Below are 13,814 nucleotides of genomic sequence, written 5' to 3' on the forward strand. Positions count from 1 at the left end.
CTTGCGATCACTGTTCGCCCTTAGACTGCGTGCAAATAACCGAAATCCCCGGAGGAAATCCATGATTCTGCGTTCCAGTGGTCCGTCGCCGTTTGGCCGGAAAGTCAAAATCGCTGCCAAGATGCTTGGCATCTATGACCAGCTGACGGTGGAAATGTCGAACACCAACGACCCGGCCGATACTCTGCGCCAGCAAAACCCGCTGGGTAAAATTCCGATCCTGATCCTTGATGATGGCCGCAAGATTTTCGATAGCCGTGTCATCTGTGAGTATCTTGACGCACAGGTCGACGGCACCACCCTGCATCCAACCGAAAGCGATGCCCGGTGGGAAGCCCTGACCCTTCAGGCGCTTGGCGATGGCATTGTCGATGCATCGATCCTGCAGGTCTATGAAACCCGCATGCGCCCGGAGGACAAACGCCATGACGACTGGCTGTCTTATCAGGCTGCCAAGGTCAAACGGTCGCTGGATCATCTGAGCGCCAATGCGCCGTCGCTCGAGGGTGACCTGACAATTGGCCATGTCGCGATTGCCTGTGCGCTGGGCTATCTTGATCTGCGCTTTGACGGCAAATGGCGCGAAAGCTATCCGACGCTGGTAAGCTGGCTTGAAACCTTTGATGCGCGCGTGCCGGCCTTTGAGGCCACCAAATTTGTCGCCTGATCTGCGCCCCCTTGGCGCAAGTTGACACATGTTCGCTTGCGCCAAAGACCAAAGCCGTTAAATCAAGTGCCTACCTACTAAAAACAACCCGGAGCCTTTTACACAATGTCCCGTCTGAACAGCGTTATCCGCCGCCTTCAAGCCCAACGCGATTGCCTGAATGCGGCCGCCGAAATGATCAAGGATCAGGACGGGATCGTGCTTGAAGTCGGGCTTGGTAACGGACGCACCTTTGATCACCTGCGCGAAATCATGCCCGACCGCGAGATTTTCGTCTTTGATCGTCAGATTGCGGCACACCCGAAATGTATCCCCGATGATGACCATCTGTTCCTGGGTGATATCTTTGAAACCCTGCCCAAGGCGGTTGAGCGTTTCAAGGGCAAGGTCGCACTCGTGCATTCCGATGTCGGCACCGGGGATGAGGCGCTTAATGCCAAGATCGCATCCTTTATCGGATCGACCCTGCCGCCGGCATTGATGAAGGGTGCGATCGTCGCATCCGATCAGAAAATCGATGTTCCGGGCACGATTGCCGAGCCGCTCCCGGAAGGCGTTCCAAAAGATCGCTATTTCTTCCGTCGTTATCAGGGCTAATATTCTGCCCTGCGTCGGTTCTTTGCCTTTTGGGCGGACCAAATTTTAGCATCTTAGGAAATCGTGCCGTGGCCACCGCAAACGCCCCTTCACCCAGTGGAAGTCAATTGTCCGAAGCACAGGACTTTCTGGCCAAGTATCCCGATGTCGAAGCCATCGACATCATCCTGACCGACTTTCACGGGATTGGCCGGGGCAAGACGATCCGTCGTCACGAGCTTGAAAGCATCTATAAATCCGGCCGTGGCTTGCCGAGCTCGTTATTCGGGCAGGATGTCAGTGGCGAGGACGTTGATGATTGCGGTCTTGTGCAGACCGGTGGCGGCGGGGATTGCCGCTGCTGGCCGGTGCCGGGCACGCTTGGCTATCTGCCTCATACCGGACGTGGGCAGCTTCTGATTTCCATGTATGAAGAAGACAGCACACCTCATGACGTTGACCCGCGCCATGTGTTTGGCGCACAGGTCAAACGTGCCGAAAAGCTTGGCTTCTATCCGATGGGTGCGTTCGAACTTGAATTTTATCTGGTCGATCAGGCACCGGATGCCCAGGGGCTTTATCACCCGGCTTCCTATGCCATCACCAAGCGGCGCAGCAAATTGCGCAACACCATGTCGGTCGATGAGATTGACGAGATGTCACCGCTTTTTGATGCGGTTTACGAGGGTGCCAAGCATCTTGATCTGACGCTTGAAACCCTGATTTCGGAATATGGTCCGGGCCAGTATGAAATGACCATCCGTTATCGCGATCTGATGCGGGCCGCCGATGACGTGATCATCGCCAAACGCCTGATCCGGACGGTCGCACGGCGGTTTGGCAAGGAAGCGGTGTTTATGCCCAAACCATTTGGCAATGAAGCCGGATCAGGCATGCATTTGCACCTGTCTCTTGCCGGTCAGGATGGTAACAACCTGTTTGCCGATCAGGCGGATGGATCGCTAAGCCCGCTTATGCTGCATGCCATTGGTGGCATTCGCGGCACGATTGGCGAAACCATGTTGCTCCTCGCCCCGTTCATGAATTCCTGGCGCCGCTTTGCATCGGCGATGTATTCACCAGCCTCGGACGATTGGGGCGTTGAAAACCGCACTGTGGCGCTCCGCGTACCCGGCACGCCGGGGAAAACGCGCCATTTCGAACACCGGATTGCCGGTGTCGATGCCAACCCCTATCTGGTCGCAGCCGTGACCCTGGGGGCAGCGCTTGACGGGATCGAAGGCAAAATCGATCCGGGCAAACCGTGCGAAGATGAGATTGGCGAGGCGAAGGCCCCCAACGACCTGCCACGTCACTGGCTGGATGCGATTGATCAGTTCGGTGCATCCGAATTCAACAAACGCACCCTTGGCGAACGTTTCCACACGGCATTTACCAAAATCAAACAGGCCGAATACGAACAGATGGCACTGAAAGTTTCGGCAGCAGAGTGGGAATATTACGGATTTTCCGTTTGATCACTGATCACCGCGCGCAAGCCGCAGCATCATCAAGATAAAACGACATCGGCCCTGCTGGATCTCCCGCAGGGCCGATGTCGTTTAGATGGCAGTATCGTTAGTAGGACAGATCCAACCCAAGGAAATTGCTAAGCGCAAGCGTGATGCCGCCAACAACCAGAAGGGCGAGCACGAAAAGGCCGGTTACCTTGGCGCTGGCCCGCAGGACGGCTTGCCTGCCGTACTTTTGGCCCTGGTCGTAATGCCATTTGATGGCGAAGAACATCGCGATAAGCAGTGCGGCAGCTTTAAACGTACCAAAGGCGATCGGGACCCAATCCATATTCAAGACTCTCATATGTATTCGTTATGCGCTTTATGCCCTGATCGGGACCCCGCGCATATTTCTTATTCTACAAGGCAGGTATGTAACAGCGGGCTAAAAAACAGCGAAACTGTGTTTGTGAACGCGCGTTTCATCGCCAATCCGTTACGTAATCGGGGCCGAACATAGAATTGCTCAAAGGTAGCAGCACTGAGATTTATCAATCAGATGGGCTGTTGTTGACGCAAGGCAGCCTTTCTTTGCCGCCCAATTCCTTGCCATCCCTGCCCAATGGCGATATTGAAGTCTTCAAACTGTCATTAACTTGCGATGCCGGGCCCCGCGCATTATCTCCGGCTTGCAACCAGGCGAGATGAGAAGACGCCATGAATGAAATGATCACCATTGCCGAGGCCTCCGCCGACGCAATGTCGGAAATGCAGATTGATCCCACCCTTGATCTGGAAGCTGAGATTCAGCGCCTGAAAAAGGAAAAGAACGCGATCATTCTGGCCCATTACTATCAGGATGGGGAAATTCAGGACCTTGCCGACTTTGTCGGTGACAGCCTTGATCTGTCGCGCAAGGCAGCAGCAACCGATGCCGATGTCATCGTGTTCTGCGGTGTGCGCTTCATGGCCGAAGTTGCCAAAATCCTGAGCCCGAACAAAACCGTTCTGCTGCCGGATTCCAAGGCGGGTTGCTCGCTCGAAGATTCTTGCCAGCCGGAACCGTTCCGCAAGTTCCGTGAACAGCATCCTGATCACGTATCGATCACCTATATCAACTGCTCGGCCGAGGTGAAGGCAGCGTCCGATATCATCGTGACCTCGTCCAATGCGGCCGAGATTATTGATCAGATCCCACTCGACAAGCCGATCCTGTGGGCGCCGGACCGCCATCTTGGTTCCTATCTTGCCAAGAAAACCGGCCGTGACATGACGCTTTGGAACGGGTCGTGCATCGTGCATGAGCAGTTCTCTGAACGCGAGCTGATCCGTCTCAAGACCCAGAACCCGGATGCCAAGATCGCGGCCCACCCGGAATGCCATGACGGTATCCTCAAGCACGCCGATCACATCGGTTCGACCCGCGCTATTCTGGAATATGTGATCAACGGTCCGGATCAGAAATACCTGATCGCGACCGAGCCTCACATTATCCACCAGATGGAGAAGGCCGCCCCGCAGAAGGAATTCATTCCGGTGCCGGGTGCCGACGGATCGTGCGCGTGCAACAACTGCCCGTTCATGGAGCTTAACACGCTTGAGAAGCTCTATCTCTGTCTGGTCAATAACGGCCCGCAGATCGTCATGCCTGAAGACCTGCGCGTCAATGCCGTGAAGCCGCTTGAACGCATGCTGGAAATGTCAAAAAACATTCCGGTCAAAAAAGACGACGCGGCCTAAGCCGGTTGATCTCACAGCCCCGCAAATCTTGCGGGGCTGTTTGTCATTCCCCATCAGAATTCAAAGCAGCCCGCCATCATGACCGTCCTGACCCAAGCCGAAATTGCGGAATTCATTGATCGTTCCTTTGCCGAGGATATCGGCACCGGTGACATCACATCAGACAATGTCATTCCCGCCGATGCGCGCCTGCGTGTCGCGCTTGAAACCCGCGAGGATATTGTGGTTGCCGGGCTTGATATCGCCCTTGAATGCTTCCGCACGCTGGTTCCGGATGCAAAGATCGAAAAGCGCTGCGAAGACGGCGATGCGATTTCCGCCAAGGACGTCATGGCCGTGGTCGAGGGTAATGCACGCGGTATCCTGACCGCGGAGCGTACCGCCCTTAACACGCTGCAGCATCTTTCGGGCATTGCCACCACAACGCGCACCTATGTCGCGGCAATGGGCGAGACGACGGCAAAGCTTCTTGATACCCGCAAGACCCTTCCGGGTTGGCGTAAGATGGAAAAATACGCCACCCGCATGGGCGGTGCACAGAACCACCGCATGGGGCTTTATGACGGGGTGATGATCAAGGACAACCATATCGGTGTTGTCGGATCGATCACCAAATGTGTCGAGGCCGCGCGTGCCGCCAACCTGCCCAAGATCGAGGTGGAATGCGACACGCTTGATCAGGTGAAAGAGGCTACTGACGCCGGTGCAGACATCATCCTGCTTGATAACATGGGACCGGATATGTTGCGCGCAGCGGTTGCAATTGTCGCCGGTCGCTGCAAGACTGAGGCATCCGGGGGTGTAAACCTTCAGACCATCGGTGCGATTGCCGCAACCGGGGTCGACTATGTTTCCGTCGGACGGATTACCCAATCCGCACCGGCCGTTGATATCGGACTTGATGTTGCAATCCTGTGAGGCCGCATGCGTGAAAGCAGTCACAGCTCAACAGACCCTGCCCTTATCAAGGTGATCGAGACTGCCAACTGGATTTTGCGCGATGGCGAGAACATCCTGTCGGTCAGAAGTCACGGCCGCGACCGGTTCTATCTTCCCGGCGGCAAGATCGATCCGGGCGAAACCGCGCGCGAAGCCATCAAACGTGAAATCAATGAAGAACTCGGTGTCGAGCTTGTGCCCGGCACCTTGCGCCAATTGGGTACCTTTGCGGGCCAAGGGCATAACCAGCCCGACGACGCGATCATTCGCATGACCTGCTTTACCGGCACCTATACAGGCACCCTTGCCCCGGCAAGCGAGATCGCCGAACTCAGATGGCTGTCACCACGCGACCGCCACCTTCTGGCCCCGATGGGCCAGAAGATCACGGCTGCCTTGTTCGACATCTGATTTGCAAAGCCAGACAATCCCAGAATAGCTACGCCATTAGCGCGGCGCATCGCCGTCCGGATTGCCGCCGGCATCGGGTATTTCACGTCCCGATGCATCGCGATCGCGCGAGATATCCTTGGCCGCCGACGGCGGTGCGGCCTTTTGATCGGCTCCGCTATCATCCGTATCAGACGACGTGTCGTCGGTTTTATCCTCGGACGTTTCTTTTGCCTCTGGCTCAACCTCGGTGATCTTTTTCGGCGCACCCTTGCCGGCATCGCGGATGGCATCGGTCAGTTTGTCGATATCACGCAGGTTAAGATCACGCTGCGGGAACGGAATTTCGATGCCTTCATCGCGGAAGCGCTGCACCAGCTCAAACCGGATCGAACTTGCCACCGCAATCACATCACCAATGTCACGCAGGAAGTAACGCAGTTCGAAATCAAGCGAGCTGGCCCCGAAGTCCATGAACACCACCTGCGGCGCCGGATAGGTCAGGATTTCCCGGCGCTTGTCGGCCATTTCAAACAGGATCTCGCGGACCTTTTCGACATCCGCACCATAGGACACACCGATCTTGATGATGCCACGGCCCGAGCGTTCCTTAAGCGTCCAGTTCAGGACCCGGTTTGAAATCAGCTCGGAGTTCGGAATAACGATCGAGGAACGGTCAAAGGTCTCGATTTCAGTCGCACGCACCCGGATGTCTTTGACAAAGCCCTGATCGGCCCCGACCACGATCCAATCCCCAACCTTGATCGGCCGTTCGACCAGAAGGATCAGGCCCGAGACAAAGTTGTTCACGATGCTTTGCATGCCAAAACCGATACCAACCGAAATGGCACCGGCGATGATGGCAAGGTTGGACAGATCAAGCCCGGCAGCAGATACCGCAAGCAGGATGGCAAGGCAGATCCCGGCATAGCCAAAGATCGCCGAGACAGAATGCTGCAGCCCCTGATCAAGCTTGGTGTTGGGCAGAACACGTGTGCTCAGCATCCGCTGGAAAAAGCGCATCACTGCCAGCACGATGACAAACATCAGGGCGGCGAGCAGGATGGAACGCAGCGAGAAATGAATGCCGCCAACCTGAATGCCGATAAAGGCCTGCTGAACCGCCAGAATAAGATCGGCCCAGGCAATGTCGGTGAAGATCATGACCGCGACCGGCACGGCGATGGAGACCATCACCACATCGATCAGAACCCGCAGCCAGAAATACAGTGTGCCATGCACCGCATCGCTGACCGTGCTGTCCTCGCTGCTTTCGGGGCGCACCAGATAGGTGTGCATAAGCGCGCGGCAATAGGCGCGCAGCAGCCAGTAACAAGTCAGGAAGGCCAGCGCCATCATCAGGTTTTCAAGGATGAAACGGGCAAGCGCCACATAGCCGACAACCATCAGCACGGGCATCAGGATTGCGACGACCTTCAGCCCCCGGCGCGAACGACGTTCGATTTTTGCCCAGAACTCGTGGCGGTCGCGTTCGTCATGCTGCCAGAACAGCCCAAGCGAGGAGACGAACAGCAGAACCGAAATGACCAGAACGTTTGATATGCTTTGGACAAGCGCAATATCAAGCGAGGTACCAAGCGTCGTCGCCCCTTGCAGCAGCACCATGTCAAAGGCAAAGATCACCGCAACAGCCAGCGAACAGAACCCGACAACCCGCGCACCCTGCGGCGTTGTGCCCGAGCGGCGCAACGTGGGGGCAAACGGCGAGTGAACACTGCGGATTGCAGCCCCGACAAACAACAGGAACAGGGCGGCAGCAAAGCATTGCAGTACAAAGTCGCCCATCGCACCGCTAAGCAACGCTTCGCGCGAATCAAGGATGCCATAGGCAATCAAAAGCGCGATGCCAGGCACAAGCGCGGTGAACAGGAACCGCGTGCCTGATATCAGAGACACCCTGTCTTCGTCAGGCACAGAGTTCCAGCGCGCCGGGATATAGCGCAGCACAATCACCTCGCCGCCAATCAGGGCGGCGATGACGATGAAGGTCAAAAGAACCAGTCCGGGGGCCACTTCGGCAAGTTGATCGGCGACCTCGCCTTCAAGTTCGAGGTTGGAATAGCGCGCCTGCACCATGCTGGGCAGCTTGACGATTTCGCCCCAGGCATCGAACCAGACAACCGGATCAAGCGGCACATCGACCCGACCCAAAATACGCCGGGTAAAGCGTTCGCGGGCCAGACCGGCAAGCTGATCAGAGAGTTCGCTGGCGCGGAAATTGACCAGCTCAAGCTGTTTGATCACCCCGCCAACGCGCGCGATATTCTCGTTAATGTCTTCGCGTTCACGCGCGACTTCGGGAACTTCTTCTTCGCCTTCTGCTGGCGGTTCGCCAAGCTTGCCAAGGGCGGCTTCAAAGCGCTGCAGGCGATCATTGGCACGCCCGCGCAGCTCATTGATGGCAAGCTGGATGGTCTCGATCCGGTCGCGGCCATCGGCAATCACGCGGCCGGTAATATCTTCGCCGGAAATAGAATCTTCAAGTTCATCAAGCGTGCTTTCCCATTCCGCGATGCGGTCCTGGGCATTATCGAGTTCGATCCTTTGAACGGTTTCGGAGCGCTGGGCACTTGATTGCGCCACCACCCCGAAGGAGGCCGTCATTGCAAACAGACAGATTGCAAGACCTGCGATTACCTGACGAACTGATGTCATGCCTGATGATCCATATTGATGCCCGGGGTCAAACCCGGCTTCCGTTTCTTGAGTGCTTTTCGCGTTTTGTAAACAGGTTGGCTTGATACTTGTTCACAGAGCCAAACCCTACACTGAGAACAGTAACGAATCATCTAACGTTTCGTTCCCGTTCAGTGATGCGTTGATAATAAACCCGTTCCTGACCCGTACGCGCATGGTCAGCCAAGGAGCCCGCGATGAGCAAAACCGCGTTGATCAATGCTTTTGAAATTACCCCGAGCGGCACGGCACAAGCAGTCGGCTGGGATGCCCTGCAAACCGGCCTGCCCGAGATTGCCGAGGGCAATTACCTTTGGGTGCATCTGGACTGGATGGGCGATGGGGTGCGCGACTGGCTGATCAATGTGGCAGGCATTGATGCCACCATCACCGACACACTATCAACGCGCGGCACCCGCCCGGCGGTGTTTTTCTATGATCCGGGATATTCCCTTAATCTGCGCGGGGTGAACCTGAATGCGGAAAACGATCCGGCCGATATGATTTCGGTGCGTTTCTGGGTCACAAACAACATGGTGATCACGCTCCGCAATCAGCCGCTTAAGGCGTTTGATGACATGCGCGCCGCCATTGCCGAGGGCAAGGCACCCAACAGCATTGATGACTTTGTCCTGACCGTTGCCGAACGGCTTGCTTACCGCGTTGAAAATGTCGTGCGCGGCATGGAGGACGAGGTCGAAGCCCTTGAAGATGATCAGGAATCCGTGGCCGAAGGCAAGACCCTCCCGCTACGCAAACGTGGATCAGACATCCGTCATATGTTATCGCGCCTGCGCCGCCATCTGGGACCGCAACGCGATGCGCTGGCCAATTATGTCGAGTTGAAACCCGCCTGGTCGGACAAGCGATTCAAACGTCGTGCCCGCGCCCTGACCGACAAGACCGTGCGTCTGGTCGAGGAATTTGATTCGCTACGTGAACGCCTTCAGATCGTGAATGAAAACCTGATGGCGATCGAAAGCGAACAGATGAACCGCACCATGTATTGGCTGACCGTGATTGCCGGTCTGTTTCTACCGATCAGTTTTGTCACCGGACTTCTGGGGATCAATGTCGGCGGTGTTCCGGCAACCGACAGCCCGTATGGCTTCGTCGGGGTGTCAATTATTCTTGCCGTGATCACGGCTTTCGAAATCTGGCTGTTCAAAAAGATGCGCCTGATCTGATAGCAGCATTGCAAAGCGTCTTGTTGCAATGCGATGCAAGTTGGAGCTATGACAAAGTCACGACGTTGATTTCTTTCACTGCATCCGAGATTTGTTGATGACCGACGGCCCGCTTTCCCGTTACCGCGCGAAAATCACCGCTGGTGAGCTGGCCCACGATCCGATGCAGGAATTGTGCGCCGAAAAGCTGCAAAGCCTGAAACACGCGCTGGACCATTACGAGCCGGCAACCGGCACAGGCGGCTGGCGCGAACGGTTTGGCCTGACGCGTCGGCGCGATGAGCCGACACCGCCGCTTGGGCTTTATATTTACGGCGAAGTCGGGCGTGGCAAATCCATGTTGATGGATCTGTTCTATGAAACCATCGACATTGAAAAAAAGCGTCGCGTGCATTTCCATGACTTCATGCAGGACGTGCATGAACGCATGCACCGTTATCGCCAGACCAAGAAAAAGGATGACGCGGACCCGATCCCGCCAATTGCCAAGGACCTTGCCAAGGATGCCTGGTTGCTGTGCTTTGACGAGATGCAGGTTACCGACATCACCGATGCGATGATCCTCGGCCGCCTGTTCGAACAGCTGTTTGAACATGGGGTGGTGATTGTCACGACATCCAACCGCGTGCCTGATGATCTTTATAAGGATGGCCTGCAGCGCCAGAACTTCCTGCCGTTTATCGACATGATCAAGCAGAAGCTTGATGTGCTCGAACTCGCCAGTCCGACCGATTACCGCATGCGCAACCTGACCGCCGCCGAGGTCTTCCTGTATCCGACAACCCGCGAAGAAGCACCTGCGCGCATTGATGAAATGTTCGCCACACTTACCGAAGGCGCGCGCGTTGCGCCAGACAGCCTGACGGTGAAGGGTCGCAAGATCGAAATTGCTGCCGCCGGGGCCGGTGTTGCCAAATTCACCTTTGACGAGCTTTGCACCCGGCCACTGGGTCCGGGGGATTACATCGCGCTTGCGACCCATTTCCACACCATCGTGATTGATTTCATTCCGAAACTGCCGGACTCCCGTCGTGACTGGGCCAAGCGGTTCGGCACGCTGGTCGATGCGATGTATGAACACAAAACCAAGTTGATCTGTGCAATCGAATGCGATCCGACCGAGATCTATACCGACGGCGATTATTCCTTTGAATTCCAGCGCACGGTGTCGCGCATGACCGAAATGCGCAGTCAGGAATATCTCGATATGGCGCACCTGACCTGATTGCGGAAAACTGGCACAATCGGGCGACCAAACCTGCGGGTGTTGCCCGGGTCGCGTACAAGTATCCCAACTGGCGGGAAGCCGGACAAAAACGACTCCGCCCGGGCCGTTTTGTAATCATCGCAATTATTCGCCATATGGGCGCTTATCACCGGGTGATTCTTGCGTTTGACGCAGGGTAAACGAAGCTTCACGCAAAATTCGTCATATAGCCCAAATCATGTCCCCACCTGGATCGCATGGCTGATGGCCGTTTCATGCAATGCTGCGGCAGTGTAATCAGGTTCATACGCACGAATTCGCAGCAAAGGCGCGTACTGCCTTTCATTTAGGCAGGCCGCAATCGCAAACCAGCTTTGGTTTTGCTGCGCATTTGCCCACCTTCGCACATGCAACGTGAGTGGTTTTTGAGCGTTTAGACCATAGTTGCAATAAACCGCGAACCGGCGGTTTTCCTCGTAAAAACAGTGGGGTTTCCCCTTGTCATTCGTGCCGATTCAGTTTACGACACTCGATGTTTACGAACGATTATTTCGCGTTCGCAGGTTTAAATTTTCAATCGCGCTCCCAAGTTGAGTTTCGACCCCCAGGAAGCGCAATAGGGAAGAAGGTAACGGAATGGCCCGCAACAAGATCGCGCTCGTCGGCGCCGGCAATATCGGTGGCACCCTTGCTCACCTCGTCGGTCTGAAAGAGCTTGGCGACGTCGTCCTTTTCGACATCGTTGATGGCATGCCACAGGGCAAGTCGCTTGACATTGCTGAATCCTCCCCCGTCGACATGTTTGATGCCGACCTCAAGGGTACCAGTGACTACAAAGACATCGCAGGCGCTGATGTCGTCATCGTCACCGCCGGTGTTGCTCGCAAGCCGGGCATGAGCCGCGATGACCTGATTGGTATCAACACCAAAGTCATGACCCAGGTTGGTCAGGGCATCAAGGAACACGCTCCGAACGCTTTCGTCATCGTGATCACCAACCCGCTTGATGCGATGGTTTGGGTCATGCAGCAGGCAACCGGCTTCGATCCGAAGAAAGTTGTCGGCATGGCAGGCGTTCTGGATTCTGCGCGTTTCCGTTACTTCCTCGCAGAAGAATTCAACGTTTCGGTCAAAGACGTTACCGCCTTCGTTCTGGGCGGCCACGGCGACACCATGGTCCCGTCGATCCGTTATTCGACCGTTGCCGGTATCCCGGTTCCGGATCTGATCAAAATGGGTTGGACCACGCAGGAAAAAATCGACGAGATCGTTCAGCGCACCCGTGACGGCGGCGCCGAGATCGTTGCCCTGCTCAAGACCGGTTCCGCTTTCTATGCACCGGCAGCATCGGCTGTTGCGATGGCAGAAAGCTACCTGAAAGACCAGAAACGCGTCATGCCGGTTGCTGCTTACCTGAGCGGCGAATACGGTGTTGATGGTATTTACGTCGGCGTCCCGGTTGTTCTGGGCGCTGGCGGTGTGGAGCGCATCGTTGAGATCAATCTCGACGAGTCCGAAAAGGCAAACTTCGAGAATTCCGTGAACGCTGTTCGCGGCCTTGTCGATGCTGCCAAGGGCATGCTCTAAAGAACGCGAAACGGGCTGGTCATTGACCGGCCCGTTTTTCAATCATTGTTGTTATTCAAACTTCAATGATCGCGGCCTCTTAACAAAGTCCCATATGCTTTTGCAGGGACATTGAAATCCAGATTTCTGACCCACCGGAAATCGTACGGAAGGCAAGAAAGCGACCGAACATGAATATTCATGAGTACCAGGCGAAAGAAATTCTTCGCAAATACGGTGTGACCGTGCCGAACGGCAAGGTTGCATATACCGCTCAGGAAGCCATCGAAGCTGCCCAGTCCCAGGCTGGCCCGGTTTACGTGGTAAANTCCCAGATCCATGCAGGTGGCCGCGGTAANGGCACCTTCAAGGAAGCCAANGCAGGTGANAANGGCGGCGTTCGCGTCGTCAAGAGCCCGGAAGAAGTCGGCGNNAACGCTGAACAGATGCTCGGCTCCACCCTGGTNACCCACCAGACCGGCCCGGANGGCAAAGAAGTCAAACGCGTTTANATCGAAGAAGGCTGCGACATCGCACGCGAACTGTATCTNTCGGTTCTCGTNGANCGCGCNTNNTCNCGNGTGATCTTCATGGCNTCGACCGAAGGCGGCATGGACATCGAAGAAGTTGCCGAAGCAACCCCGGAAAAGATCGTCACCGTTGACATCGATCCGGCTGCCGGCTTCTCGGGCTTCCACGGTCGCAAACTGGCGTTTGCACTTGGCCTTGAAGGCAAGCAGGTTTCCAAAGCTGTCAAATTCATGTCGGCGATGTACCAGTGCTTCCTCGACACCGATGCTGCCATGGTTGAAATCAACCCGCTGGTCGTCACCGGCGAAGGCGACATCATCGCNCTTGATTGCAAAATGAACTTCGACGACAACGCGCTGTTCCGNCATNCGGACATCGAAGANCTGCGCGACGAAGACGAAGAAAACCCGGCCGAACTCGAAGCTGCAAAACACAGCCTCAACTACATCAAGCTCGATGGCACCATCGGCTGCATGGTCAACGGCGCAGGCCTTGCCATGGCAACCATGGACATCATCAAGCTGTATGGTGGCGAACCGGCTAACTTCCTTGACGTTGGTGGCGGCGCNACCAAAGAACGNGTGACCACTGCTTTCAAACTGATCCTGTCGGATCCGAANGTTGAAGGCATNCTGGTCAACATCTTTGGCGGTATCATGCGTTGTGACGTGATNGCAGACGGCGTTGTGGCAGCAGCCCGCGAAGTCAGCCTGAACGTNCCGCTGGTCGTTCGCCTTGAAGGTACCAATGTCGAACTTGGCAAGAAGATCCTCGAAGAATCGGGTCTGCCGATTGTNTCGGCTGACAACCTTGCCGATGCCGCCGAGAAGGTGGTCAAAGCTGTGAAGGAGGCCGCGTAA

12 protein-coding genes are annotated in these 13,814 nt (G+C 55.9%); 10 read left to right on the forward strand and 2 right to left on the reverse strand.

All coding sequences use genetic code 11. From position 1 onward, the window contains the following. The first annotated feature begins 61 nt into the window (after positions 1-61). The 3 genes from CMO10_RS02570 (at position 62) to CMO10_RS02580 (ending at position 2,721) form a co-directional block, all read left to right on the forward strand. Positions 62-667, forward strand: a complete 606-nt coding sequence (locus tag CMO10_RS02570; protein WP_297018730.1) for a glutathione S-transferase family protein — start codon at positions 62-64, stop codon at positions 665-667. Positions 668-772: 105 nt separating this feature from the next. After that, on the forward strand, positions 773-1,264 hold the full coding sequence (locus tag CMO10_RS02575; RefSeq protein ID WP_297018731.1) for a class I SAM-dependent methyltransferase: 492 nt from the start codon (positions 773-775) through the stop codon (positions 1,262-1,264). Positions 1,265-1,332: 68 nt separating this feature from the next. Beyond that, positions 1,333-2,721, forward strand: a complete 1,389-nt coding sequence (locus CMO10_RS02580; RefSeq protein ID WP_297018732.1) for a glutamine synthetase family protein — start codon at positions 1,333-1,335, stop codon at positions 2,719-2,721. A gap of 100 nt (positions 2,722-2,821) precedes the next feature. Here CMO10_RS02580 and CMO10_RS02585 read toward each other — a convergent pair whose 3' ends face one another. Continuing rightward, positions 2,822-3,046, reverse strand: a complete 225-nt coding sequence (locus CMO10_RS02585; protein ID WP_297018733.1) for a hypothetical protein — start codon at positions 3,044-3,046, stop codon at positions 2,822-2,824. Between the two features lie 368 nt (positions 3,047-3,414). Here CMO10_RS02585 and nadA point away from each other — a divergent pair, with 368 nt between their 5' ends. The 3 genes from nadA (at position 3,415) to CMO10_RS02600 (ending at position 5,787) form a co-directional block, all read left to right on the forward strand. Continuing rightward, positions 3,415-4,437: a quinolinate synthase NadA gene (gene nadA / locus CMO10_RS02590; protein ID WP_297018734.1), complete on the forward strand. Its 1,023-nt coding sequence runs from the start codon at positions 3,415-3,417 to the stop codon at positions 4,435-4,437. 78 nt (positions 4,438-4,515) lie between these two features. Beyond that, positions 4,516-5,355 (forward strand): carboxylating nicotinate-nucleotide diphosphorylase, encoded by an 840-nt coding sequence (gene nadC, locus CMO10_RS02595; protein ID WP_297018735.1) that lies wholly within the window; start codon positions 4,516-4,518, stop codon positions 5,353-5,355. 6 nt (positions 5,356-5,361) lie between these two features. After that, positions 5,362-5,787 (forward strand): NUDIX hydrolase, encoded by a 426-nt coding sequence (locus CMO10_RS02600; RefSeq protein WP_297018736.1) that lies wholly within the window; start codon positions 5,362-5,364, stop codon positions 5,785-5,787. Between the two features lie 36 nt (positions 5,788-5,823). Here the strand turns inward: CMO10_RS02600 and CMO10_RS02605 are convergent, their stop codons facing one another. Next, positions 5,824-8,442: a mechanosensitive ion channel family protein gene (locus tag CMO10_RS02605; RefSeq protein WP_297018737.1), complete on the reverse strand. Its 2,619-nt coding sequence runs from the start codon at positions 8,440-8,442 to the stop codon at positions 5,824-5,826. Positions 8,443-8,660: 218 nt separating this feature from the next. Between CMO10_RS02605 and CMO10_RS02610 the strand changes: the two genes are divergently transcribed. The 4 genes from CMO10_RS02610 to sucC all read left to right on the forward strand — a co-directional run bounded on the left by CMO10_RS02610 (position 8,661) and on the right by sucC (position 13,814). Further along, the gene (locus CMO10_RS02610) at positions 8,661-9,650 is read left to right on the forward strand and encodes a CorA family divalent cation transporter (protein ID WP_297018738.1); all 990 of its coding nucleotides are present in this window, start codon (positions 8,661-8,663) and stop codon (positions 9,648-9,650) included. Positions 9,651-9,747: 97 nt separating this feature from the next. Continuing rightward, on the forward strand, positions 9,748-10,875 hold the full coding sequence (zapE, locus tag CMO10_RS02615) for a cell division protein ZapE (RefSeq protein ID WP_297018739.1): 1,128 nt from the start codon (positions 9,748-9,750) through the stop codon (positions 10,873-10,875). Positions 10,876-11,493: 618 nt separating this feature from the next. Beyond that, a complete protein-coding gene (gene mdh, locus CMO10_RS02620) occupies positions 11,494-12,444 on the forward strand; it encodes a malate dehydrogenase (RefSeq protein WP_044827264.1) in 951 nt (316 codons plus the stop codon). Between the two features lie 140 nt (positions 12,445-12,584). After that, positions 12,585-13,814 carry an ADP-forming succinate--CoA ligase subunit beta gene (gene sucC, locus CMO10_RS02625; RefSeq protein ID WP_297018793.1) on the forward strand — a complete coding sequence of 410 codons (1,230 nt, stop codon included), beginning with the start codon at positions 12,585-12,587 and terminating at the stop codon, positions 13,812-13,814.

This window comes from Thalassospira sp., from assembly GCF_002709775.1.
Taxonomy (GTDB): domain Bacteria; phylum Pseudomonadota; class Alphaproteobacteria; order Rhodospirillales; family Thalassospiraceae; genus Thalassospira.